The following is a 22,413-nucleotide window of genomic DNA, read 5'->3' as shown; positions in this document are numbered from 1 at the left end:
TCCCAACAGAGGCTTGAATTTACCGTAGATATTGCCAGATTGTCAAATGGATTCAAGACCTTGCATATTCAGAAAGCATTAATCGCACCAGGGTCATGCAAAGCGCGCCGGGGCCGGCCTGCACGGTATAATTGCCTTTTTGCCCCCCGGTCCGCCCCATGTACCTGCCCGATCCCCGCCTCTACCCCCGCGTGAACGCCAAGAACCCGGTCATCCGCAACCTGATGGCGCTGCTGACCGCCGGCAACGCGGACGAGGCGGCGCAAAAGCGCGGCGCCCTCGACGAAATCGTGCGCGAGCTGCTGCTGACCGGCGATCACTACGGACTGAACGGTGCGCTGACGCAGGCGCCGACGCAGGATGGCTACAAGGTGCTGTGGCAGACGCTGCGCGAGGCCGTCGAAACCCCGGTCCAGCCGGGGCCGTTCGCGGTGCCGTTCGCCTTGCCCATCGTCTTCGTTGCCGGCCGCAAGGGCGCGACCAGCCTGCCGGGCGAGATCGACGCCGGCGCGGTGCTCGCGCTGCTGCGCCAGCACGGGGCCGTAGCGGCCGATGCGGCGGTCTGGCTCTCGGGCGCCCTTGTCGGCGCCGACCAGCTCGCCGCGGTCAACCCGGCGCAGCTGCAGCGCTGGCAACAGGCCGAAGCCACGCCGTTGCCGGTCGCGCTTTCGCCGGCACCGATCGAGTTCAAGGACGAAGGCGTCTTCCTGCGCTACCTCGTCGGCGTCGCGATCCAGCCCGAAGGCGGCCAGCCGGCGATCCGCCTCGGCGGCCCGGTGGGCGCCTGGGGCATGCCGCTGGCGCAACTGCTGAGCGACACCTTCAAACAGCCCGGCCTCACGCTGTTCCCGATTCCGCGCGTGCCGCAAAGCTGGCTTGCCGCGCAGGAGACCGGCCGCGTCACCGTGCTCGAAACCCGGCTTCAGGTCGCCGCCAGCAATGCGATCCGCAGCATCCGCAGCAAGGGCCGCACGCCGGCGATCACGCTGGCCGCGCACGAAGGCGGCGAAATCCGCATCACGTTCTCCAGCCGCGAGGACGCCGAACGCTGGGAAGGCTATGTCTGGCCGCTGGCGCCGCTCGACACCGCAGAACAGGTCCACGCCTTCGTCGACGAGCTGATGCGCGAATGCCAGGTCGACGACGTCGTCGTGATCGAAACGATCCAGCCCGACCTCGACACCGACGGCCTGCCCTTCTTCGTGACCGCGCACAACAAGCCGGTCCAGCCGCAGTAAGCGGCCCGGGAGCAACGATGAGCTACTACAAGCACCATGTGTTTTTCTGCCTGAACCAGCGCGATCCCGGCGAGCGCCAGAGCTGTGCCAATTGCGGCTCGGTCGCCGCGTGGGAACACGCCAAGAGCCGGATCAAGGACCTCAAGCTCGCCGGCCCCGGCGGCATCCGGATCAACAAGGCCGGCTGTCTCGACCGCTGCGAGGAAGGCCCGGTCGTCGTCGTCTACCCGGACGAGACCTGGTACACCTATGTCGACGAGAGCGACATCGACGAGATCGTCGACGAGCACCTTGTCAACGGCCGGGTCGTTGAGCGGTTGAGGCTGAAATCGTGAACGCACCCCGCAAAGCCCCCGCCTTCGAACTGCTCGAGATAGCCGGCCCGGCCGGCAGGCTCGAGTGCCTGCGTCTCGATTCGGCGCTCGATACCGTCCGCGGCGTCGCGCTGGTCGCGCACCCGAATCCGACCGAGGGCGGCACGTTCACCAACAAGATCGTCCACACGCTGGCCAAGACGCTCTCGCGGCTCGGCTACATCGCCTACTGCCCGAACCTGCGCGGCGTCGGCAACTCCGAGGGCGAGCACAGCCGCGGCCAGCACGAGCCCGACGACATGGCCGCGGTGCTGGCGTTCGCGCGCGCCGCGCACCCGGATGCCGGCAAACTGGTGCTCGCCGGCTTCTCGTTCGGCACCTATGTGCAGTCGCAGTTGCGCCAGCGGCTCGGCGGCGACGAGGTCGAAGGGATGATCCTCGTCGGCCCGGCGACCAGCCGCTATGCCGATTACCCGGCCGTGCCGGCCGATACGCTGGTGATCCACGGCGAGGAGGATGAGGTCGTGCCGCTGGCGAGCGTGTTCGACTGGGCGCGGCCGCAGCAGTTGCCGGTCATCGTCGTCCCCGGTGTCGGCCACTTCTTCCACGGCCGGCTGATGCAGCTGGGCGAGATCGTCGACCGGCAGTGGCGGCTGCGCGGCTGAACGCCGGCACCTGTTTACGATCTGTTCCCGACAGCATCGTGCCGGGTCGTCGACTAGTGCTCAGGCCGGCGGCTGGGCCGGGAAATCGACCGTCACCGTCAGGCCGCCGCCCGGCGTGTGCGACAGCGTGATCACCGCATCGTGCAGCCGGGCGATTTCATGCACGATGCCCAGCCCCAGTCCGCTGCCCTCGACCTGGGTGCCGGCGATCCGGTAGAAACGCCGGAACACCTTGTCGCGCTCTTCGTCGGGGATGCCGGGACCGTTGTCGATCACCTGCAGCCGGGCATGGCCGTCGACCGGCATGCAGCGCACCGTGACCATCCTGTCGGGACCGGCGTAGCGGATCGCGTTGTCGATCAGGTTGCCGACGAGTTCCTGCAGCAGCTCGGGCCGGCCCGAAATCGTCGCGGCCAGCTCGCCCTCGAAGCCAAGGTCGACCCGGCTGCGCCGTGCGACCGGCGCCCAGTCGAGCGCGACTTCGCGCGCCACGCCGGTCAGGTCGACGTTGCTGTAGGTGACGACGAGGAAATGGTCGGGCGCCAGCCTTGACAGCGACAGCAGCTGCTTGACGCCGCGCGACGCGTGCCGGACGGTCTCGAGCGTTTCGGCCATCTGCCGCTTCACCGTCGGCAGGTCGTCCTCGCGCAGGGCCAGCTCGACCTTGGCCTGCAGCACCGCCAGCGGCGTCTTGAGCTGATGCGCCGCATCGGCAAAAAAGCGGCCTCGGTCGTTGAGGATGCGCTCGATCCGGGCGATGTACTGGTTCATCGCCTCGACCAGCGGCTTGAGTTCGGACGGCAGTTCGGTCGCGTCGAGCGGCTGCAGGTCGTCGGCGTCCTTGTCCTTGACCTTGTTCGACAGCCGCCGCAGCGGTCGCAGGCCGATGCTGACCGCAAGCAGCACGATGCCCAGCGCCAGCGCCACCAGCAGCAGGTCCTGCAGGATCGCGCCGATGAGAATCTGCTGTGCCAGCTCCCGCCGTGACTCCGGCGTCTCGCCGGTCAGCACCCAGACCGTGCGCGTCTGTGCACCGGCGACGTCGTGGATGCGCTGGCGGATCGCGGCGATGCGGATCGTGTCGCCCTGGTAATCGGCGTCGTAGAACAGCGGTTTGTAGTACGCCTGCTCCCGGTGCTTGGGCAGCGGCAGATCCTTGTAGCCGGTCAGCTCCGCGCCGCCCTCTTCGACCACACGGTAGTAGACGCGGCCGGCGGCGTTGGATTCGAACATCTCCAGCGCCAGATAGGGAATGTCGACGACGATCTGCCCCTGCTGGATCGAGATGCCCTCGACCATCGCCTTGGTCGACGTGAACAGGCTGCGGTCGAACGCCGCGTCGGCCGACTGCCGGGCGCGATGGTAGGTCAGCACCGCGTCGATGCTGAGCAGCACCAGCAGCGGCACCAGCAGACAGACGGTCAGGTAGCGCCGCAGGCTACGCTGCCGCATCGCGCGCTTCCAGCAGGTAACCGAGCCCGCGCAAGGTGACGATGGCGACGCCGCTGCCGTCGAGCTTCTTCCGGAGCCGGTGGACGTAGATTTCGATCGCGTCGGGGCTGCTCGATTCGTCGAGGCCGAAGATCTTCTCGGACAGCGCTTCCTTGCTCACCGCCTTGCCGCCGCGCATCAGCAGCACTTCGAGCACCGCGTGCTCGCGCGGTGTCAGGCTCAGCGGCCCGGCGGGCAGGCGGAACGCCCGGCTGACGCTGTCGTAGTGCAGCGGGCCGAAAGTGAGTTCGGCGCTGTCGAAACCGTGGCTGCGGCGGATCAGCGCCCGCGCCCGCGCTTCGAGCTCGTTCAGGTCGCACGGTTTGGTCAGGTAGTCGTCGGCGCCGAGGTCGAGCCCCTTGACGCGCTCGTCGACCGAGCCGTGCGCGGTGAGGATCAGCACCGGCACCTTGTTGCGCCGTTGCCGCAGTCGGCGCAACACTTCGAGGCCGTCGAGCTTGGGCAGCGCCAGATCGAGGATCACCAGCGCGTAATCCTCGGTGCGCAGCACCTGGTCGGCATCGGCGCCGTTGTGCATGCAATCGACCGCAAACCCGCACTGGTTAAGGGCGCGGGTCAGTGAGTCGGCGAGCGACAGGTTGTCTTCTACGAGGAGCAAACGCATGGCGAGATCGATGAATTTCCCGGGTAGTTCAGTATTGTCAGCGGGCCGGGCGCGCACCATCAGGGATCGCCGCAACAGCGATTTGCATCGATCTGGTGCCTGGAAAGCAAATTGAAAGCGCTGCGCGCATAGGATCGTTTCACACGGATGAAACACATCCGAACCGACGAGCCGACAAGGCCAGCTTTGGAGATCGATATGAAGCGCACCACCCGTTTTGCCCTGGCCCTGGCCAGCTGTTCCGTCGCCGGCCTTGCCGCTGCCGCGAGCATTCCGGCCGGTTATCCCAACAGCTATGCGACGATTGTCGGCGCGGCCCAGAAGGAGGGCAAGGTCATCGTCTATTCGACGACCGACAGCGCCGCGGTCAAGCCGCTGATCAAGGACTTCGAGTCGCTGTACCCGGGTGTCAAGGTCGAATACAACGACATGAACAGCACCGAGCTGTACAACCGCTTCATCTCCGAAAGCGCCGCCGGCGGCACCACGGCCGACCTGCTGTGGAGCTCGGCGATGGACCTGCAGATCAAGCTCGTCAACGACGGCTACATCGCCGGCTACGCCTCGCCCGAGGCGCCGAACATGCCGGCATGGTCGACCTACCAGAACCAGGCCTACGGGACGACGTTCGAGCCGATCACCATCGTCTACAACAAGCGCCTGCTCAAGCCCGAGGAAGTGCCGCAAAGCCACGCCGACCTCGTGCGCATCCTCAAGGCCAACCCGGACAAGTTCAAGGGCAAGGTCACGACCTACGACATCGAGAAATCCGGCGTCGGCTTCAGCTACCTGACGCAGGACGTGCGCGTCGGCGGCGCGGCGATCTGGGACATGGTCAGGACCATGGGCAGCACCGGCCTGAAGCTGCAGTCGTCGACCGGCGCGATGATGGAGCGGATCTCGTCGGGCGAGAACCTGATCGGCTACAACATCATCGGCTCGTACGCGTTCACCAAGGCCAAGAAGGACCCGTCGATCGGCTATGTCTACCCGAAGGACTACACGCTGGTGATGAGCCGGCTGGCGACGATCACCAAGGCCGGCAAGAACCCGAACGCGGCCAAGCTGTGGCTCGACTACCTGCTGTCGAAGCGCGGCCAGACCGTGCTCGCCAACGATGCCGACCTGTTCTCGATCCGCAACGACGTCGCCGGCGAAACGTCGATGGCCGGCCTGACCAAGCAGCTCGGCAACAGCCTCAAGCCGATCCAGGTCGGTACCGGCCTCCTGGTCTACCTCGACCAGGCCAAGCGGCTGGAATTCCTCAAGCAATGGCAGCAGGCGATCAAGAAGTAAGCACCGCCCGCTGATCCTCCCTCCCGCATGACATTGCGCCGCGGCTCCCGGGCCGCGGACGCTGGAGTATTGCCATGAGTTCAACCACTTCCCTGCAAATACCGCTGCCGGCCTCGTCCGGCGGCGCAGGCCGCAGCGGCGAATGGCGGGCCTGGGCCGGCTTCGGCCGCTGGCTGACGATCGCGATTGCGGTCACCGTCGTCGTGCTGCCGCTGTCGCTGATCCTGTTCCAGAGCCTGCTGAGTGCGCCGTTCTTCATGCCGAACAAGGCGGTGTCGCTCGACGCCTACCGCTTCGTGTTCGACGACCCCGACTTCTGGTCGGCGCTGAAGAACACCTGCGCCATCGCCTTCGGCATGCTGTTCATTGCCGTGCCGATGGGCGGGGTGCTCGCCTTCCTGATGGCGCGCACCGACCTGCCCGGCCGCCGCTGGCTCGAACCGCTGCTGCTGACGCCGGTGTTCGTGTCGCCGATGGTGCTCGGCTTCGGCTACGTCGTCGCCGCCGGCCCGGTCGGCTTCTATTCGGCGTGGTGGATGTCGCTGTTCGGCACGGCCGAAGCGCCGTGGAACATCTACTCGCTGTGGGCGATCACGCTGATCGCCGGCCTGACCCACGTGCCGCACGTCTACCTGTACGCATCGTCGGCGCTGCGCAACCTCGGCTCGGACGTCGAAGAGGCCGCCCGTGTCTCCGGTGCCAGCCCGTTCCGCGTCGCCCGCGACGTCAGCCTGCCGATGGTGATGCCGTCGCTGCTGTTCGCCGGCGTGCTGGTGTTCTTCCTCGGCTTCGAGGTCTTCGGCCTGCCGCTGGTGCTGGGCGACCCCGAAGGCCATCTGGTGCTGACGACATACCTGTACAAGCTGACCAACAAGCTCGGCATTCCGTCCTACCACCTGATGGCCGCCGTTGCCGTGCTGCTGATCATGGTGACCTTCCCGCTGGTGCTGCTGCAGCGCCGGCTGCTGCGCAATGCCGGCCGCTACATCGCGGTCAAGGGCAAGGCAGCCCGCCAGCATGCGCTGCCGCTCGGCGCCTGGCGCTGGGTTGCGCTCGCCATCGTTGCGCTGTGGCTGCTCGTCACCGTGTTCGTGCCGCTGTCGGGGATCACGCTGCGGGCCTTCGTCAGCCACTGGGGCGTGGGCGTGCCGCTGCTCGAAACGCTGACCCTGTCCAACTTCACCGACCTGTTCGAGAACGACAGCCTGGTTCGCGCCATCGTCAACAGCTTCGGCGTCGGCATCTTCGGCGGCGCGATGGCCGTGGCGTGCTACACCGCCGTCGGTTTCGCCGGCCACCGCCGCAACGACTGGGGCAGCAAGCTGATGGACTACCTGGTGCTGGTGCCGCGCGCCGTGCCGGGCCTGCTCGCCGGTCTCGCCTTCCTCTGGGTCTTCCTGTTCGTGCCGGGGCTGAAGGAGTTCAAGAACTCGATGTTCTCGATCTGGCTGGCCTACATGGTCGTGTGGATGGCCTACGGCATGCGGCTGATCCAGGGCGCGCTGATGCAGGTCGGCCCGGAGCTGGAAGAAGCCGCGCGCAGCGTCGGCGCCACCCGTGGCCAGACCAGCCGCCACGTCACGCTGCCGCTGATCAAATCCGGGCTGCTGGCCAGCTGGCTGCTGGTGTTCATGATCTTTGAACGTGAGTACTCGACCGGCGTGTACCTGCTCTCGCCGGGCACCGAAGTGATCGGTGCGCTGATGGTCTCGCTGTGGGCCACCGGTGCCGTCGATCAGGTTGCCGCACTGTCCGTCATCAACATCCTCATGGTCGGCGCCGGTCTGGCTGTCGCCCTGCGTTTCGGAGTGAAACTTCATGACTAAGCTCATCGTCGAAGACCTGCACCTCAGCTATGACACCACCCCCATCCTCAAGGGCGTGTCCTTCCATCTGAAGGCAGGCGAAGTCGTCTCGCTGCTCGGCGCCTCGGGCAGCGGCAAGACCACCCTGCTGCGCGCCGTTGCCGGCCTCGAACAACCGTCGGACGGCCAGATCCTGCTCGACGGCAAGGCGCTGTACGACAGCGGCAAGAACATCAACCTGCCGGTCGAACAGCGCTCGCTGGGCCTCGTGTTCCAGTCGTACGCACTGTGGCCGCACCGCACCGTCGCCGACAACGTCGGTTACGGCCTGAGCCTGCGCAAGGTGCCGCAGGCCGAGATCAGGCAGCGGGTGCAGAAGGCGCTCGACCAGCTGGGCCTCGGCCATCTGGCCGAACGCTTCCCGTTCCAGCTCTCGGGCGGCCAGCAGCAGCGCGTCGCGATCGCCCGGGCGCTGGTCTACAACCCGCCGGTCATCCTGCTCGACGAGCCGCTGTCCAACCTCGACGCCAAGCTGCGCGAGGAAGCCCGCGCCTGGCTGCGCGAGCTGATCGTGTCCTTGAACCTGTCGGCGCTGTGCGTGACCCACGACCAGACCGAGGCGATGGCGATGTCCGACCGCATCCTCTTGCTCAAGAACGGCAAGATCGAGCAGGAAGGCACGCCGGCCGAGCTGTACGCATCGCCCAAATCGCTCTACACCGCCGAGTTCATGGGCAGCAACAACAAGCTCAATGCCAAGGTCGTCTCGGTCGAGGGCGAGCAGGTCAAGCTCGCCGGTGACGGCTGGGAACTCCAGGGCCAGGCCCGCGACTGGCTCAGCGCCGGCCACGATGCGCAGGCGGTGATCCGGCTCGAGCGCGTCCGCGTCGTCGACGGCCCCGGCGACAACCGCATCAAGGCCAGGCTGGTCACCGCGATGTACCTCGGCGACCGCTGGGAATACCTGTTCCACCAGGGCGGGCTGCGCTTCCGTGCCTACGGCGGCGAGCCGCGCGACGCCGGCGATTACTGGGTCGAGTTTCCGACCAACGATTGCTGGGTGTTTGCGGCCGCCTGACCGGCCTGCATGTTTCCGGGTTTGCGGCGGGCTGGTCCCGCCGTTTTTTTTCGCCCGCGAAAGAGGCCCTGCAGCCCCCGGGGCAACGCCGCGCTCAGGCAGGCTGCTGCTGGGTCGTGCAATGGATACCGCCGCCGCCCGCGGCAATGGCGTCGATCTCGATCTGGACGACCTCCCGGTCCGGAAACGCATCGCGCAGCACGTCGCGGCAATGGGCGTCGGCCTTGGCATCGCCGAATTCGGGGGCGATCACCGCGCGGTTGCACAGGTAGAAGTTGATGTAGCCGGCGGCGAACTCGTCGTTCTCGTACCTGGGCCGGACGGTGCGGGCAGCGGGTATCACGATCACCTTCAGCTTGCGCCCCCTGGCATCGGTGGCCTGGCGCAACACCTCCAGATGGCGCCGCGTCACCGCATGCTCGTACGAGGCAGGGTCGGCATCGTAGTGGGCCAGCACCACGCCGGGGCCGGCGAAGCGCGCATAGAAATCGGTGTGCCCGTCGGTAATGTCCTTTCCGGCAATGCCCGGCAGCCAGATGATTTTCTGCAGCCCCAGTAAACGCTTCAGTTCGGCCTCGCATTCGGCCCTGCCGACGCCGGGGTTGCGATTGCGGTTCAACACGCAGCTGGCCGTGATGATGGCGGAGCCTTCGCCGTCGACCTCGATGCCGCCGCCCTCCAGCACCAGCTTGCTGTTCAGCAACTGTACCCCGGTGCGACCGACGACAAACGGCGCCACTTCGGCATCGCGGGCATGGGCCTGCTTGTTGCCCCAGCCGTTGAAGTTGAAATCCACGCCGCCGGGCTGGCCGAGATCGTTCTTCACGAAAACCGGCCCGGTATCCCGCATCCACAGGTCGTCGATCTCCCTGACGATCAGGTTCGCGCTCGCACCGCACAGCCGCCGCGCAACGTCGTAATCGCGCTCGCGCACCAGCATGTTCACCGGCTCGAAGTCGGCAATCGCCTCGGCAATGCGGGCCAGGCTTTCGCGCGCGCCCTGCTGCAGCCGGCGCCCCCAGATGTCCTCGCTCGGGCCGAACGCCATCCAGGTCGCGGCATGCGCTTCGCCCTCGTCGGGCATGCGCCAGCCGCCACCGGCCGCGACGGCGGTGCCGATCAGATTGCCGCCAAGGCTGCCACCAAGTACGCCGGCCAGCATGCCGCCGGCAGAAGCTTTCAGAAAATTGCGTCGAGTGGTCATCGTGTACTCCACGTGCTCGTCATGTGAATGATGGCCGGCTGCTGCCGCGCCGAACAATACCGGTCGCTGCCTCCGATCGGAATGCCGGCGACCGGGGTGCATCAGAGCAGCCCTTGCCTGCCTCCCTGATTCACGCAGCTATTGTCGATCGCATCACACTTGATGAAAATTGATGTTTATTGCGGTAATCAATCAGGTTTTCTCATATGTCGAATGCCAACATCCCGTCCCTGCGTTTGCTGATGGGCTTTGAGGCCGCAGCAAGGCTGGGCAGCTTTTCGCGCGCGGCCGAGGAGCGCCATCTGTCGCAATCGGCCATCAGCCATCAGATCCAGCAGCTGGAAGCGCAAATCGGCCAGCCGCTGTTCAGCCGGGCAGGACGCGGCGTCGAGCTGACGGTTGCGGGCGAGGTGCTGTTGCGCAGCGTGCAGCTGTCGCTGGATACGCTGCGCAGCGGGCTGGGACGCATTGCCAGCTATCTCGATCCCGGCCTCGTGGTGCTGGTCTGCCCGGCACCGCTGCTGCAAGGCTGGTTGCAGCCGCGGCTGGACGAGCTGCGGCGTGCCCTGCCGGCGCTGTGCCCGCTGCTGTCCACCGACGAGTCCGCGCGGTTCGTGGACGAGCTGGATGTCGACATCAACATCGTGGCGCGTCCCCTGCAGCAGCAGGGCCTGCTCGAGGTGCCCTTCCTGCAGGATGAACGGGTGGTCGTCGCGGCCCCGGCCCTGGCAGCACAACTCGCCGCCCGGCCATTGGCGGAGCACGCCCGGCATGCCGAGCTGATCTGCCTGGAGGAGAGCATCACCCGCGACGATGGCGCCGAGCTGTTCCGCGGCCCGCTGGCGGGTTTCCGCAAGGGGCTGATCTACGACGACGCACGCTTGCTGCTGGACAGTGCCAGGCGGGGCACGGGGATTGCGAGCGTGTCGCGCCTGCTGGCGGACGAGGCGCTGGCCCGGGGGGAACTGGTCTTGCTGCCCGGTTACCCCCGCCTGCCGGGCGGGCACTGGTGGCTGTCGCGTGTTGAAGGCGAAACTCGCTCTCCACTGGTGCGGCACCTGTTTGACTGGTTGCGGGCCGAGGCCGGTAGCCCCGACCGGCACGCGCCGACGTCGTAGCAACCGGAGCCGGCCCGTGAATTGTGGCAGCCGGCCTGTATTGGGTACCGTCGCCAGGCCGGACAGGCGTAATGTTGCTGCTGCAGACCGGAGCACCCCCTCATGCAATGTCACCCGTGGTTCAGGCGCATCGCCCTGGCGGCCCTGCTGGGCCTTCCCGCCGCTTCATTCGCCGCACCCGGCGTCGAGGTCGGCTTTTCGCCCGAAGGCTCGGCGCAGGCCATGGTGCTGCAGCTCATCGGCAGCGCGAAGAACAGCATCCGGATGATGGCCTACAGCTTCACCGCGCCCGACATCATGCAGGCACTGGCCGACGCACGGGCTCGCGGCGTGGACGTCCGCGTGGTCATCGACAAGAAGCGCAACCTGGGCAAGCCCAGCCAGTCCGCCATGGCGTATGTCGCCAGTCACGGCGTGCAGCTGCGGATCGACGATCACTACAACATCCAGCACGACAAGACGATCATCGTCGACGGCCAGACAGTGGAAACCGGCTCGTTCAACTACGCGCCATCGGCCGAGACCAAGAACTCCGAAAACGTCATCGTGCTGCGCGGGATGCCGGACATTGCCGCGCAATACATGGCGCACTGGCAGTCGCGCTGGGATCAGGGCGTGCCCTACGAAGCTCGCTGAACGACGGATTCCGCCCCGCCTTGCACGCACGAATGCAGCCTGCCACCGGCTGCACTAAGATGCCGGCTGTCGCCCTGCTACCGCCCCGGCATGAATCTCGTTTCGTCGCATTTTCCGCTCTGGCTGCTCACACTGTCGTGGATCGCCGCCACCCTCCTGCTGATCCGCGCCGCGCTGCGGGTGCCATGGTTCGCGCTGTCGCAGTCGGCGATCACCGGCTGGCTCGGCGCAACCGTCGCCGCGCTGCTGCTCTGGCAGATGAAGGCCGGCATCCTGCCCGGGCTGAGCTTCCACCTGATCGGCGCGACGGCGCTGACGCTGATCGCCGGACGCGACCGCGCCCTGCTCGGCCTCGCCGCCGCGCTGGCGATCGACACCGGCTTCGGCCACGCCGACTGGGGCGCCCTCGGCCTGTCCTGGCTGATCATCGCCGCGCTGCCCTGCCTGCTGACGCAATCGCTGCTGCGGCTGGCGCAAGCGCGGCTGCCGCTCAACTACTTCGTCTACATCTTCCTAAACGCCTTCGCCGCTGCGGCGCTGTCGATGTGGCTGGTCGGGCTGCTCACCTGTGCACTGCTGGCGCTTTTCGGTCCGTACACGCTCGACTTCCTGCTGGCCGAACAGCTGCCGTACTACTTCCTGATGGGCTGGCCCGAGGCATTCACCACCGGCAGCAACCTCGCCCTGCTGGTGATCTACCGGCCGCAGTGGGTCGCCACCTTCGACGACGCCAAGTACCTGGCGGACTAGCTGTGAAGAGTCAAGACGTTGTTTTTCGTTGCTGAGAGACGGGACATGGGCACGTGGCAGCCGATGCCGTGATGCGGACGGTGCCAGTTGTAATAATGATTCCAATACCTCAGGACTGCGCCGCGCTCATCCGAGTGTTGATAGGTTTGGCCGTAGGCCCATTCGCGCAGCGCGGACTGGATGAAGCGCTCGGCCTTGCCGTTGGTTTGCGGTCGGTAGGCGCGGGTGAACCTCTGCTTAATGCCCAGTTCAACGCAAACGCGGCCGAAGTCATGGGAGCGGAAGGCGGGCCCGTTATCGGTGATCAGGCGCTGGAGCGGTACGCCCAGCGTTTTGAAGTAGTCGTTGGCCGCACGCAGGAAGTCGATGGCGCTGGCGCGGCGCTCGTCGGGGTAGAGTCGGGTGAAGGCGATGCGACTATGGTCGTCGATCGCCACGAACAGATATTCCCAGCCGCTGTTTCGGCTGTTCTGGCGACGATCGCCGGTGATGCGATGGCCGACCTGCTCGAAGCGGGCGAGCTTCTTGATGTCGACGTGCAGCAGTTCGCCGGGCGTTTCGCGCTCGTAGCGCTGCACAGGCTCTGCGGGCTGCAGGTCGCTTAACCGCGATAGCCCTGCGTGTCGCAGCACGCGACTGACGGTTGCTTTGGACACGCCGATATAGCTTGCGATGCGAGCCTGCAGGAACAGCTTGCGACGCAATTCGATGATCGTCAGGGCAACGCTGGGCGCAATGGCACGTGGCGAGCGCTCGGGACGCGAGGATTTGTCGAGCAAGGCAGCCGCGCCGCCGACCAGATAGCGGCCCAGCCACTTGCGGGTGGTGACCGCGCTTACGCCATGGCGTGCCGCCGCCGCCGCGGTCGACAAACCATGCTCGGTGATGTCCTGAACCATTTCCAGGCGACGCAGATACGTCAGTCGGGCATTCTTATGTGTGTTCATCCGGTGTCTTGTTCTGTGACTGGGGGTTTGGCGATTTCCAGTCTCGCAGAACTTCTCCGGGTGAACACCCGAAACAACCTATTGAACCTTCACAACTAGCGCCCGCGCCACTCTTGGCGCAGCAAGCCGTAATCGGCCAGATCGAGATAGCGGCCGTCCTTGAACTCGCACTCGCGCCGCGTGCCCTCGTGGACGAAACCCAGACCGGCCAGCAGGCTGCTGCTGCGCACGTTCTCGGGTTCGACCTCGGCGGCAACCCGGTGCAGGCCCAGCACCCCGAAACCGTAGCCGAGTGCCGCAGGCAGGCATTCGCGCATCACGCCATGCCCCCAGTGCTCGGGCAGCAGCCAGTAACCGATATCGGCGTGGCGGTGTTCGTGGTTCCGGTCGTTGAAGCCGCAGGCGCCGAGCAGCGCATCCGGCGAATCGGCAGCGCAGACCGCCCACCAGATCCCGCTCTGCTCGGCTGAGATCTGATGGAACCAGTCCATCTGCATCCGGGTGTCGTCGCGCGTGTCGTACGACACGCCGTAATGCGCGATGATCTGCGGGTGGGACAAACCGCGGAACACCGCGTCGATATCGTTCTGAACGAATTCGCGCAGCACGAAGCGCGAAGTGGAAAGCGTCGGAAAGGACATGGCGAGCATCGGATGGTTAGTAATCGGGACCGTCGACAGACCCGGCAGACCCGGATCGGTTCCGCATTCTGCCCCAGTCGGGGCTGACGCCAAAACCGGCGGCAACGCGCAGGGCCGACCCCACCGCATCCTCGGGCAGGCCGTCGCCGGTCCACGCACCGGCATACCAGGTCGCGCGCCGCCCCTGCAGCGCATCGAGTTTCAGCTGCGCCACCCTGGCCGCATGGTCGAGCACCGGATAACGCCGCTCGAAACGGTGGATCACCGATGCCGGCGCGATCAGCGGATCGACGGTCAGCACCAGCGGCGTTGCGAACGGCGGCGCTTGCAACCGGTTCAGGTCCAGACTGAGGCAGGCTTCGCCGCCACGGCGCAGCCAGTTCACCGGCGCCCGGACCTTGCGTGCCAGCGGCAACAGCCGGCGATCGGTGTGCAGACAGACTACCCCGGTGCGAAACTTCAGCCCCGCCAGTGCGGCCGATTCGTCGCCGTCGGCATCGGCCAGCAGCCGTTCCGGCGAGGTCACGGCCAACACCACCGCGTCGACACGGTCGACCCGTCCCGCGGTTTCGACCAGCACGCCCAAGGCTTCGCGCCGGATCGCGACCACCTGCGCCGCGGTACGCACATCGTCGATCGAAGCGGCGAGCATCGTCCGCCACACCGGATCGGCCGCACAACACCAGCGCCGGCCGCCGCGTTCGTGTTCGACGAAGTGCCGCAACAGGGCTGCTGCCGGCAGGTTCGCGATGTCGACCCGCGGATCCTGCCACAGCGCCGCCGCCAGCGGCCGCAGATAGCCATCGCCAAACGCGTCGCCATACCCCGCCTGAGCCAGCAGTTGGCCCACGTCGCAGCGGGTGGCGATCGCGGCGAACCGCAGCCGTCCGGCCTCGTGGCGAAAGCGCCGGAGGTCGGCGAGCAGACGAAGGTGGGCCGGTGACCACAGCAGGCGCCGCTGCGCAAACCAGCCATCGGGGTCGGCCCATTCGAGCCGGCCGGCGTCGAGCGACACGCCGAGCGTTGCGGCGCAATCTCGCGTTCCGACGCCGAGCGACGCCAGCATCGCGCGCAGGCTCGGGCTCGCCGCGCCGAACATGGCCAGACCGACATCGACCGGCCGGGTCTGGCCGTCGAGCGTGACGTCGACGACCCGTTTCGCCAGCGTCGCAGCCGATTCGTACAGCGTCACCCGGTAACGCCGTGACAGCAAGGCGGCCGACAGCAGCCCGGCCAGCCCGCCACCGACCACCGCGATGCGGCTGCCCGCCACCGTCTCGCTGCCCGTATGCATTCCCTGCCCCTTCCAGGCCCACGCCTTCCAGCGTAGCACCGCGCGTCCGGTCTTTTGCACCGCATCGGCGGCGGCAAATGCGTTATCCTCTGCGGTTTTGCGAGTCGCCGCGATGAATCCTGCCCTGCTGCTGTATTGCCGTCCCGGCTTCGAGGCCGACTGCCAACAGGAATTCGCCGCGCGCCACCCGCTCGACGGTCGCTGGCAGGCCGGCGACGGCTATGTCGTGTTCGAGGCCGACGACAGCTACGAGCTGACGCAGCTGCATCAGACGCTCGACGTCGCGCAACTGATCTTCACCCGCCAGGTGCTGCTGGCGCTGGCCAGGGTCGAGCTCGGCGAACGCGACCGGCTCACGCCGATCACCGATGCACTCGACGGCCTCGATGCGCGCTATGCGGCGCCGTGGCAGGCCGTCTGGCTCGAACACCCGGACAGCGACGCCGGCAAGCCGCTGTCGGGCTTCTGCAAGCGCTTCGGCGCCATCGTCGAAGCCGCGCTGCAAAAGCGCAAGGCGCTCGACGCGCGCCGCGGCCGCTACCGGCTGCACCTGTTCTTCACCTCGATGTCCGAAGCCTGGATCGCCTTTGCCAAGCCGGCGCTCGCCAGCCCGTGGCCGCTGGGCATCGCCCGCGTGCGGATGCCGACCGGCGCGCCGAGCCGCTCGACGCTCAAGCTCGCCGAAGCGCTGATGATGCTGGTGCCCGATGCCGAGGCGAAAATGAAGCCGGGCATGGTCGGCGTCGACCTCGGCGCGGCACCGGGCGGCTGGACCTTCCAGCTCGTTGCCCACGGCCTCAAGGTGTTCGCGATCGACAACGGCCCGATGAAGGGCGACATGGCGATCCACCCGCATGTGAAGCACCTGCGCCAGGACGGCTTCAAGTTCCGCCCGCCGCATCCGGTCGACTGGCTGGTCTGCGACATGGTCGAGCAGCCGGCGCGCATCGCCCAGCTGATCGCCGACTGGTTCACCCGCGGCCATGTGCGCCACGCGGTGTTCAACCTCAAGCTGCCGATGAAGAAGCGCTGGGCCGAAATCGAGCGCTGTTTCGACCTGATCGACAACGCGCTCTACAGCGCCGGCATCGACTACGAGCTGAGCGCCAAGCAGCTCTACCACGACCGGGAAGAAATTACCTGCTACCTGACGCGTACCAAAGTGCGTTGACAGCATTCGGTACCCCTCACTAGGCTTACAACAATCCGGCCGGCATAAGCGCCGTCCCGCTTGCAAACAATAACGGAGATACACGATGTTCAAGGAATTCAAGGAATTTGCCATGCGCGGCAACGTCATCGACCTCGCGGTCGGTGTCGTCATCGGTGCGGCGTTCGGCAAGATCGTCGACTCGCTGGTCAAAGACGTGATCATGCCGCCGCTCGGCTTCCTGATCGGCAAGGTCGATTTTGCCAACCTGTTCCTGACGCTGTCGGAAGGCAAGGTCCCCGGCCCCTACGCAACCCTCGACGCCGCGCAGAAAGCCGGTGCGGTGACGCTGAACTTCGGCTTGTTCGTCAATACGATGATCAGCTTCATCATCGTCGCCTTCGCGATCTTCCTCGTCGTCAAGGTGATGAACAAGCTCAAGCGCGAGGCGCCGGCCGCGCCGGCCGCCACGCCGGAAGACGTGCAGCTGCTGCGCGAAATCCGCGACCTGCTGAAGAAGTGAACGGTTCGGCACCATGAAAAAAGCGCCCGTTACGGGCGCTTTTTTCATGCCTGCTTTCGGGCGGGCCGGCCTGCGCCCCCCGAATCCGGCGCTACGGCACGACGGCAAAGAAGAAGAACGACGCGAAGATCACCAGATGGACGATGCCCTGCAGCACCGTCGTCCGCCCGGTGGCCAGACTCATCGAACCGACCAGCAGCGTCAGGGCCAGCAGCACGGTTTCCTTCATCGGCAGCCCCAGCAGCAGCGGCTGGCCGGTGATGACGAAAATGATCGCAACGGTCGGAATCGTCAGGCCGATGGTCGCCAGTGCCGAACCGAGCGCCAGATTCAGGCTCGTCTGCAGCCGGTCGGCACGTGCCGCACGCGCAGCGGCGATCCCTTCGGGCAGCAGCACCAGCCCTGCGATGACGATGCCGACCACCGCCTCGGGCGCACCGGCATTCGCCACGGCCAGCTCGACCGCCGGCGACAGCACTTTGGCAAGACCGACGACGGCGACCAGGCACAGCAGCAGCAGGCCAACGCTGACCCATGTGACCCGGATGCTCGGCGGCGCCGCGTGCGCGTCCTCGTTCGAGCCTTCGGCGAGGAAGTAATCGCGATGCCGGATCGTCTGCACGAACACGAAGGTGCCGTACAGCAGCAGCGACACGACACCGATGAACGCCAGCTGCGTCGAGCCGAGGAACGGCCCCGGCATTGCCTGCGCGTAGCTCGGCAGGATCAGCGTCAGCACCGCCAGCGACGCGAGCACCGTCATCGCCGTGCTCGCGCCGCGCAGCTGGAAATCCTGCTCGCGATGGCGCAGGCCGCCGAGCAGCAGGCACAGGCCGACGATGCCGTTGCAGACGATCATGATCGCGGCGAACACCGTATCGCGCGCCAGCGCAGCCTTGGCCTCGCCGCCGGGCAGCATCACCGAGATGATCAGCGCGACCTCGATCACCGTGACCGCCAGCGCCAGCACCAGCGTGCCGAACGGCTCGCCGACCCGGTGCGCAACGACCTCGGCGTGGTGGACCGCGGCAAACACGGTGCCGGCCAGCGCCACGCCGACCAGCAGCAGGAACAGTGTCGCCTCACCGGCAAATGGCGAGGCGAACATCGCGCCCCAGGCGATGACGGGCAGCGCCCAGGTCCAGCGAGGTATCGTGTTCAGCGACAATATGTGCTCCTTGATTCAAACCGCACGCAGGCGGGTTCTGGTTGGCTGCCGGAGGGAATCCGGCCCCGCGCCTGCCCCGGGGGCGAACGGGATTCGGTCATCCGGCGATGAAAATGGGGCCGGCGGCCCCGTCGATGGCTCAGTCGCCCATCGCCTCGTCGAGCACGGCAATGAAGCGGGCATTCTCCTCGGGCAGGCCGACCGACACGCGCAGGCTGCTCGGCAGCCCATACCCTGCCAGCGGCCGGACGATCACGCCGCGTTCGAGCATGAAGCGGTCGAGCAGGCCGGCGTCACCGCAATGGAAAGTCACGAAGTTGCCCCAGCTTTCGATGAACGGCAATCCGAGGCGCCGGAATGCCGCGGTCAGCTGGGTCATGCCGGCGTTGTTGACGCGGACCGATTCGGCGACAAAAGCATCGTCGTCGAGCGCCGCGCACGCCGCCGCCTGCGCGAGGCTGTTGACGTTGAACGGCTGGCGCAACCGGTTCAAGAGGTCGGCAACCTCGGGCGACGCCAGCGCCATGCCGACGCGCAGCCCGGCGAGACCGTAGGCTTTCGAGAACGTCCGCACGACGATCAGATTGGGAAACCGGCGCAACCAGGCGATCGAATCCGAGCGCTTCTCGCGCGGCAGGTACTCGGTGTACGCCTCGTCGAGCACGACCAGCACGCTGGCCGGGCACAGCTCGAGGAACTCGATCAGATCGCCGGGGCGCGCGAGGGTTCCCGTCGGATTGTTCGGATTGGCAATCCAGACGACCTTGGTATCGGGGCGGATCGCCGCACGCATCGCCTCGAGGTCGTGACCGTAGTCGATCGCGCGCACCTCGATGCCGGTCGCGCCCACCGCCTGCACCGCCAGCGGGTAAACGGCAAACGCGTACTGCGAGTACACCGACGAGTCGCCGGCGGTCAGGAAGACCCGGGCGACCAGGTCGAGCACGTCGTTCGAACCGTTGCCGAGCACGATCTGCGCCGTGGCCACGCCGAACTTCGCCGCGATCCTCGCCTTGAGCTCGAAACCGTTGCCGTCCGGATAGCGCGCCAGTTCGCCGAGTTCGCGCTCGATCGCCGCCCTCGCCTTCGGGCCGATCCCGAGCGGGTTTTCGTTCGACGCCAGCTTGACGATGGTCGCCGGATCAAGTGCCAGTTCGCGGGCCAGCTCGCCGATCGGCTTGCCCGGCTGGTAGGGCGCGATGGCGCGAATGTAATCGGGCGCGAGTTCGGCGAGCATGAGGCTCCTCTCAGACATTGGGGCGGATAACGGTTTCTAGCACGATCACGTCATTCCGCGTCAGCTTTTCTTCAGCAGATCGGCCTTGGCCCAGCGCGCCGGCAGCACCGGCGTGGCTGCCAGCGCGTCGATCAGCGCGGCCGGCTCGGCCGATACGGCGATCCGCTCGGCCTCGGCGTCGCGCACGAAGCCTTCGCTCACCGTTTGCCGGATGAAACCGAGCAGCAGGTCGAAATACCCAGCGGTATTGAGCAGGCCGACCGGTTTGCCGTGCAGGCCGATCTGCGACCAGGTGAGAATTTCGAACAGTTCGTCGAAGGTGCCGAATCCACCGGGCATCGCGATGAAACCGTCGGCGATCTCGGCCATCTTCGCCTTGCGCGTGTGCATCGAATCGACGATCAGCAGCTCCGAGCACTCCTTCAGCGCGAGTTCGCGCTCGACCATGAACTCGGGAATCACGCCGATCACCCGGCCGCCGGCGTCAAGGCAGGCATGGGCAACCTCGCCCATCAGTCCGACGTTGCCGCCGCCGTAGACGAGCGCGATCTGCCGCTCGGCCAGCAGACGGCCGAGCGTACGCGCCGCTTCGGCATATTCGGGGCGCGCACCGTGACGCGAACCGCAGAAAACCACGAGCGATTTCATTGCTTGATCTCCCTTCGGAATGAAACAGGCCCGGCGTGGGCCGGGCCTGTCGAACAGCGCAAAGATCGGAGCGGCGAACAAAACCCAGTGCAACGGTGCTGGCAAGGCGCGCGAAACGCAGACAGTACGAGTAGTACGGCAAGTGAGCGCAACGCCGCCAGCAGGGTTTTGTTCGTCGCTCCTACAGGACTGCTTGCGGGTAGGCGCCCAGCACCTTGACGAACGCCGACGTCGACCGCAGCTCGTCGAGCGCGGCAATCAGGTTCGCGTCGCCGACATGCGCCTCGACGTCGACGAAGAACAGGTACTCCCACAGTCCGGTACGGCTCGGCCGCGATTCGAACTTGGTCATCGACACGCCATGGCGCGCCAGCGGTTCGACCAGCGCGTGCAGTGCGCCCGGTTTGTTCGGCGCCGAAATCACCAGCGAGGTCTTGTCGCGCCCGCTCTTGCTCACGTCCTGATAACCGAGGACGAGGAAGCGCGTCGTGTTGTTCGGCTCGTCCTCGATGTTCTCGGCCAGTTTCACCAGCTGGAACTTCTCGGCCGCCGCGTCGCCGGCGATCGCCGCGGCGTTCGGATCGAGACTGGCAAGGCGCGCGGCCTCGGCATTGCTCGCCACCGACACCCGCTCGACCTCGGCCGGCAGGTTGCGGTTCAGCCATTCGTGGCACTGCGCCAGACTCTGCGCATGCGAATACACGCGCTTGATGCCGTCCTTCGTCGCCGCGGCGCGCAGCAGGTGATGGTGGATGCGCAGCACCACCTCGCCGCAGATCTTCAGCGGCGAGCTCACCATCAGGTCCAGCGTGCGGCCGACCGCGCCTTCGGTCGAATTCTCGACCGGTGCGACGACGTAATCGGCGGCACGGGCCTCGACGGCGCGGAACGCATCGTCGATCGACGCACAGGCCTGCGTCGCCGCGGCGTGGCCGAAGTGCTTGATCGCCGCCGCCTGGCTGAACGTCCCTTCGGGGCCGAGGAAGGCGATCGTCAGCGGGCGCTCGAGCGCCAGGCACGCCGACATGATCTCGCGGAACAGCCGCGCGACAGTTTCGTCGGACAGCGGCCCCCGGTTGAGCTCGCGGACGCGCGCCAGCACCTGCGCTTCGCGCTCGGGACGATAGACGATGCCGCCGCCCTTGATCTCGCCGATCGTGTGCGCATGCTGCGCACGCTGGTTCAGCAATTCGAGCACCTGCGCGTCGATCGCATCGATCGCGTCACGGTGCACCTTCAGTTGTTGTTCCTGATCTGTCATTTGTTCGGCTCGAAACGGGCCGCATCGATGATCGACCACAGGTGAATGATCCAACCCATCAGAATGAACCACAGGGCACCCGCGAGCACGAACATCAGGAGCGCAATCAGCGGCCTGCCCTGCAGCAGCTGCCCGAGGCCGGGAATGAAGAAGCTCGCCAGTGCCGCGAGCACGTTACCGCCAGAACCCTGTCCCGTCGCCATGCGCTTATCCGTGAGTACGCGCGAACTCGCGCATGAACGACGCCAGCACCTGCACGCCCTCGAGCGGCATCGCGTTGTAGATCGATGCACGCATGCCGCCGACCGAACGGTGGCCCTTGAGCTGCAGCAGACCGGCGGCCTTGGCGTCGCCGAGGAAGGCATCGTCGAGCGCGTCGTCGTGCAGCATGAACGGCACGTTCATGCGCGAGCGGCAAGGCTTGTCGACCGGGCAGCGGTAGAAACCGTTCGAGGCGTCGATCGCTTCGTACAGCAGTGCGGCCTTTTCGATATTGGTCTGCTCGATCGCGGCAAGGCCGCCTTGCTCGAGCAGCCACTTGAACACCAGGCCGGCAACGTAGATGCCGAAGGTCGGCGGCGTGTTGTACAGCGACTCGGCGTCGGCGTGGACCCCGTAGTCGAGCATCGTCGGCGTCGACGGCCGGGCGTGGCCGAGCAGGTCGTCGCGGGCGATCACCAGCGTCAGGCCCGAGGGGCCGATGTTCTTTTGCGCACCGGCATAGATCAGGCCGAACTTCGACACGTCGACTGGACGCGAAAGGATGTTCGACGACATGTCGCAGACCAGCGGGATATCGTTACCACCGAAGGCCGATTGCGGGACGAACGGAAACTCGACGCCGCCGATGGTTTCGTTCGAGCAGTAGTGCAGATAGGCCGCGCCCTTGCTGCGCTGCCAGCCCGCCTCATCCGGAATACCGGTGAAGTGGCTGTCCTCGCCCGATGCGGCGATATTGACGCTGGCAAAGCGCCGCGCTTCCTTGATCGCGATCTTCGACCAGTGGCCGGTATTGACGTAATCGACCGTATCGCCTTCGCGCGCCAGGTTCAGCGGCAGCATCGCAAACTGGAAATGCGCGCCGCCCTGCATGAACAGCATCCGGTAGTTCGACGGGATGTTCAGCAGCTTGCGCAGGTCTGCTTCGGCCTCGTGGATGATCTGGGTGAACTCGCGGCCGCGATGGCTCATCTCCATCACGCACATGCCGCTGCCGTGCCAGTCGACCAGTTCTTCCTGAACGGTCAGCAGCACGTCGCGCGGCAGCACGGCCGGGCCGGCACTGAAATTGAACACTGGGCTCATGCTTCGTTCTCTCGGTAAA

23 protein-coding genes are annotated in these 22,413 nt (G+C 66.4%); 11 read left to right on the top strand and 12 right to left on the bottom strand.

The features are described 5' to 3' along the window. The first annotated feature begins 158 nt into the window (after positions 1–158). Genes BJP62_RS00260 through BJP62_RS00250 form a run of 3 tightly spaced genes read left to right on the top strand, consistent with a single transcriptional unit; the run spans position 159 to position 2,217 of the window. Positions 159–1,238, top strand: coding sequence for a hypothetical protein (locus BJP62_RS00260; RefSeq protein ID WP_070525371.1), 1,080 nt, complete (start codon positions 159–161; stop codon positions 1,236–1,238). Positions 1,239–1,255: 17 nt separating this feature from the next. Continuing rightward, positions 1,256–1,573 carry a ferredoxin gene (locus tag BJP62_RS00255; protein WP_070525369.1) on the top strand — a complete coding sequence of 106 codons (318 nt, stop codon included), beginning with the start codon at positions 1,256–1,258 and terminating at the stop codon, positions 1,571–1,573. Beyond that, the gene (locus tag BJP62_RS00250) at positions 1,570–2,217 is read left to right on the top strand and encodes an alpha/beta hydrolase (RefSeq protein ID WP_083300605.1); all 648 of its coding nucleotides are present in this window, start codon (positions 1,570–1,572) and stop codon (positions 2,215–2,217) included. The genes BJP62_RS00255 and BJP62_RS00250 overlap by 4 nt, the downstream gene beginning before the upstream one ends. Positions 2,218–2,277: 60 nt before the next feature. Here the strand turns inward: BJP62_RS00250 and BJP62_RS00245 are convergent, their stop codons facing one another. Both BJP62_RS00245 and BJP62_RS00240 read right to left on the bottom strand, forming a co-directional pair. Then, the gene (locus BJP62_RS00245) at positions 2,278–3,669 is read right to left on the bottom strand and encodes a sensor histidine kinase (RefSeq protein ID WP_070525366.1); all 1,392 of its coding nucleotides are present in this window, start codon (positions 3,667–3,669) and stop codon (positions 2,278–2,280) included. Further along, positions 3,656–4,333, bottom strand: a complete 678-nt coding sequence (locus BJP62_RS00240; protein ID WP_070525365.1) for a response regulator — start codon at positions 4,331–4,333, stop codon at positions 3,656–3,658. The genes BJP62_RS00245 and BJP62_RS00240 overlap by 14 nt, the downstream gene beginning before the upstream one ends. Before the next feature lie 198 nt (positions 4,334–4,531). Here BJP62_RS00240 and BJP62_RS00235 point away from each other — a divergent pair, with 198 nt between their 5' ends. From BJP62_RS00235 to BJP62_RS00225, 3 genes are all read left to right on the top strand, one after another. After that, on the top strand, positions 4,532–5,629 hold the full coding sequence (locus BJP62_RS00235) for an ABC transporter substrate-binding protein (protein ID WP_070525363.1): 1,098 nt from the start codon (positions 4,532–4,534) through the stop codon (positions 5,627–5,629). A gap of 74 nt (positions 5,630–5,703) precedes the next feature. Then, complete coding sequence (locus BJP62_RS00230; RefSeq protein WP_083300604.1) at positions 5,704–7,455, top strand: iron ABC transporter permease; 1,752 nt, start codon at positions 5,704–5,706, stop codon at positions 7,453–7,455. Next, entirely contained in the window at positions 7,448–8,512 is a 1,065-nt protein-coding gene (locus tag BJP62_RS00225) for an ABC transporter ATP-binding protein (protein ID WP_070525360.1), read from the top strand. Before BJP62_RS00230 ends, BJP62_RS00225 begins: the two co-directional genes overlap by 8 nt. A 94-nt stretch (positions 8,513–8,606) precedes the next feature. Here BJP62_RS00225 and BJP62_RS00220 read toward each other — a convergent pair whose 3' ends face one another. Next, positions 8,607–9,716, bottom strand: a complete 1,110-nt coding sequence (locus BJP62_RS00220; RefSeq protein WP_070525358.1) for an agmatine/peptidylarginine deiminase — start codon at positions 9,714–9,716, stop codon at positions 8,607–8,609. Between the two features lie 206 nt (positions 9,717–9,922). Here BJP62_RS00220 and BJP62_RS00215 point away from each other — a divergent pair, with 206 nt between their 5' ends. The 3 genes from BJP62_RS00215 to BJP62_RS00205 all read left to right on the top strand — a co-directional run bounded on the left by BJP62_RS00215 (position 9,923) and on the right by BJP62_RS00205 (position 12,220). Next, positions 9,923–10,834, top strand: coding sequence for a LysR family transcriptional regulator (locus BJP62_RS00215; protein ID WP_070525356.1), 912 nt, complete (start codon positions 9,923–9,925; stop codon positions 10,832–10,834). A 102-nt stretch (positions 10,835–10,936) separates the two neighbouring features. After that, entirely contained in the window at positions 10,937–11,470 is a 534-nt protein-coding gene (locus BJP62_RS00210; RefSeq protein WP_070525354.1) for a phospholipase D family protein, read from the top strand. 90 nt (positions 11,471–11,560) lie between these two features. After that, positions 11,561–12,220 carry an energy-coupling factor ABC transporter permease gene (locus BJP62_RS00205; RefSeq protein WP_070525352.1) on the top strand — a complete coding sequence of 220 codons (660 nt, stop codon included), beginning with the start codon at positions 11,561–11,563 and terminating at the stop codon, positions 12,218–12,220. Here BJP62_RS00205 and BJP62_RS00200 read toward each other — a convergent pair. From BJP62_RS00200 to BJP62_RS00190, 3 genes are all read right to left on the bottom strand, one after another. Further along, entirely contained in the window at positions 12,217–13,167 is a 951-nt protein-coding gene (locus tag BJP62_RS00200) for an IS481 family transposase (protein ID WP_070525350.1), read from the bottom strand. The genes BJP62_RS00205 and BJP62_RS00200 overlap by 4 nt on opposite strands. 95 nt (positions 13,168–13,262) lie before the next feature. After that, complete coding sequence (locus BJP62_RS00195) at positions 13,263–13,808, bottom strand: GNAT family N-acetyltransferase (RefSeq protein ID WP_070532077.1); 546 nt, start codon at positions 13,806–13,808, stop codon at positions 13,263–13,265. Positions 13,809–13,824: 16 nt separating this feature from the next. Beyond that, a complete protein-coding gene (locus tag BJP62_RS00190) occupies positions 13,825–15,102 on the bottom strand; it encodes an NAD(P)-binding protein (RefSeq protein WP_070525344.1) in 1,278 nt (425 codons plus the stop codon). Positions 15,103–15,214: 112 nt separating this feature from the next. Here BJP62_RS00190 and rlmM point away from each other — a divergent pair, with 112 nt between their 5' ends. Together rlmM and mscL are read left to right on the top strand one after the other, a co-directional pair. Then, complete coding sequence (gene rlmM / locus BJP62_RS00185) at positions 15,215–16,273, top strand: 23S rRNA (cytidine(2498)-2'-O)-methyltransferase RlmM (RefSeq protein ID WP_070525342.1); 1,059 nt, start codon at positions 15,215–15,217, stop codon at positions 16,271–16,273. 85 nt (positions 16,274–16,358) lie between these two features. Then, entirely contained in the window at positions 16,359–16,775 is a 417-nt protein-coding gene (gene mscL / locus BJP62_RS00180; RefSeq protein ID WP_070525339.1) for a large conductance mechanosensitive channel protein MscL, read from the top strand. 91 nt (positions 16,776–16,866) lie between these two features. On the opposite strand, the gene BJP62_RS00175 is transcribed toward mscL, so the two are convergent. The 6 genes from BJP62_RS00175 to serC all read right to left on the bottom strand — a co-directional run bounded on the left by BJP62_RS00175 (position 16,867) and on the right by serC (position 22,394). Then, positions 16,867–17,943: a calcium:proton antiporter gene (locus BJP62_RS00175; protein ID WP_205700938.1), complete on the bottom strand. Its 1,077-nt coding sequence runs from the start codon at positions 17,941–17,943 to the stop codon at positions 16,867–16,869. 139 nt (positions 17,944–18,082) lie between these two features. After that, the gene (gene hisC, locus BJP62_RS00170) at positions 18,083–19,180 is read right to left on the bottom strand and encodes a histidinol-phosphate transaminase (RefSeq protein WP_236943637.1); all 1,098 of its coding nucleotides are present in this window, start codon (positions 19,178–19,180) and stop codon (positions 18,083–18,085) included. Positions 19,181–19,240: 60 nt separating this feature from the next. Next, positions 19,241–19,828: a TIGR00730 family Rossman fold protein gene (locus tag BJP62_RS00165; RefSeq protein ID WP_070525332.1), complete on the bottom strand. Its 588-nt coding sequence runs from the start codon at positions 19,826–19,828 to the stop codon at positions 19,241–19,243. 181 nt (positions 19,829–20,009) lie between these two features. Next, positions 20,010–21,089: a prephenate dehydratase gene (gene pheA, locus BJP62_RS00160; protein ID WP_070525330.1), complete on the bottom strand. Its 1,080-nt coding sequence runs from the start codon at positions 21,087–21,089 to the stop codon at positions 20,010–20,012. Continuing rightward, complete coding sequence (locus tag BJP62_RS00155; RefSeq protein WP_070525328.1) at positions 21,086–21,292, bottom strand: hypothetical protein; 207 nt, start codon at positions 21,290–21,292, stop codon at positions 21,086–21,088. The genes pheA and BJP62_RS00155 overlap by 4 nt, the downstream gene beginning before the upstream one ends. A gap of 4 nt (positions 21,293–21,296) precedes the next feature. Further along, on the bottom strand, positions 21,297–22,394 hold the full coding sequence (gene serC / locus BJP62_RS00150) for a 3-phosphoserine/phosphohydroxythreonine transaminase (RefSeq protein WP_070525327.1): 1,098 nt from the start codon (positions 22,392–22,394) through the stop codon (positions 21,297–21,299). Positions 22,395–22,413 lie beyond the last annotated feature (19 nt).

This window comes from Jeongeupia sp. USM3, from assembly GCF_001808185.1.
In the GTDB taxonomy this organism is placed as follows: Bacteria; Pseudomonadota; Gammaproteobacteria; order Burkholderiales; family Chitinibacteraceae; genus Jeongeupia.
This window is presented reverse-complemented; position numbering and strand designations above follow the sequence as displayed.

What these genes read in the sequence shown, in the direction of transcription:
- BJP62_RS00260 (WP_070525371.1), top strand. Translation starts at nt 159, where the DNA reads ATGTACCTGCCCGATCCCCGCCTCTACCCCCGCGTGAACGCCAAGAAC.
- BJP62_RS00255 (WP_070525369.1), top strand. Translation starts at nt 1,256, where the DNA reads ATGAGCTACTACAAGCACCATGTGTTTTTCTGCCTGAACCAGCGCGAT.
- BJP62_RS00245 (WP_070525366.1), bottom strand. Translation starts at nt 3,669, where the DNA reads ATGCGGCAGCGTAGCCTGCGGCGCTACCTGACCGTCTGTCTGCTGGTG.
- BJP62_RS00240 (WP_070525365.1), bottom strand. Translation starts at nt 4,333, where the DNA reads ATGCGTTTGCTCCTCGTAGAAGACAACCTGTCGCTCGCCGACTCACTG.
- BJP62_RS00235 (WP_070525363.1), top strand. Translation starts at nt 4,532, where the DNA reads ATGAAGCGCACCACCCGTTTTGCCCTGGCCCTGGCCAGCTGTTCCGTC.
- BJP62_RS00230 (WP_083300604.1), top strand. Translation starts at nt 5,704, where the DNA reads ATGAGTTCAACCACTTCCCTGCAAATACCGCTGCCGGCCTCGTCCGGC.
- BJP62_RS00225 (WP_070525360.1), top strand. Translation starts at nt 7,448, where the DNA reads ATGACTAAGCTCATCGTCGAAGACCTGCACCTCAGCTATGACACCACC.
- BJP62_RS00220 (WP_070525358.1), bottom strand. Translation starts at nt 9,716, where the DNA reads ATGACCACTCGACGCAATTTTCTGAAAGCTTCTGCCGGCGGCATGCTG.
- BJP62_RS00215 (WP_070525356.1), top strand. Translation starts at nt 9,923, where the DNA reads ATGTCGAATGCCAACATCCCGTCCCTGCGTTTGCTGATGGGCTTTGAG.
- BJP62_RS00210 (WP_070525354.1), top strand. Translation starts at nt 10,937, where the DNA reads ATGCAATGTCACCCGTGGTTCAGGCGCATCGCCCTGGCGGCCCTGCTG.
- BJP62_RS00205 (WP_070525352.1), top strand. Translation starts at nt 11,561, where the DNA reads ATGAATCTCGTTTCGTCGCATTTTCCGCTCTGGCTGCTCACACTGTCG.
- BJP62_RS00200 (WP_070525350.1), bottom strand. Translation starts at nt 13,167, where the DNA reads ATGAACACACATAAGAATGCCCGACTGACGTATCTGCGTCGCCTGGAA.
- BJP62_RS00195 (WP_070532077.1), bottom strand. Translation starts at nt 13,808, where the DNA reads ATGTCCTTTCCGACGCTTTCCACTTCGCGCTTCGTGCTGCGCGAATTC.
- BJP62_RS00190 (WP_070525344.1), bottom strand. Translation starts at nt 15,102, where the DNA reads ATGCATACGGGCAGCGAGACGGTGGCGGGCAGCCGCATCGCGGTGGTC.
- rlmM (WP_070525342.1), top strand. Translation starts at nt 15,215, where the DNA reads ATGAATCCTGCCCTGCTGCTGTATTGCCGTCCCGGCTTCGAGGCCGAC.
- mscL (WP_070525339.1), top strand. Translation starts at nt 16,359, where the DNA reads ATGTTCAAGGAATTCAAGGAATTTGCCATGCGCGGCAACGTCATCGAC.
- hisC (WP_236943637.1), bottom strand. Translation starts at nt 19,180, where the DNA reads ATGCTCGCCGAACTCGCGCCCGATTACATTCGCGCCATCGCGCCCTAC.
- BJP62_RS00165 (WP_070525332.1), bottom strand. Translation starts at nt 19,828, where the DNA reads ATGAAATCGCTCGTGGTTTTCTGCGGTTCGCGTCACGGTGCGCGCCCC.
- pheA (WP_070525330.1), bottom strand. Translation starts at nt 21,089, where the DNA reads ATGACAGATCAGGAACAACAACTGAAGGTGCACCGTGACGCGATCGAT.
- BJP62_RS00155 (WP_070525328.1), bottom strand. Translation starts at nt 21,292, where the DNA reads ATGGCGACGGGACAGGGTTCTGGCGGTAACGTGCTCGCGGCACTGGCG.
- serC (WP_070525327.1), bottom strand. Translation starts at nt 22,394, where the DNA reads ATGAGCCCAGTGTTCAATTTCAGTGCCGGCCCGGCCGTGCTGCCGCGC.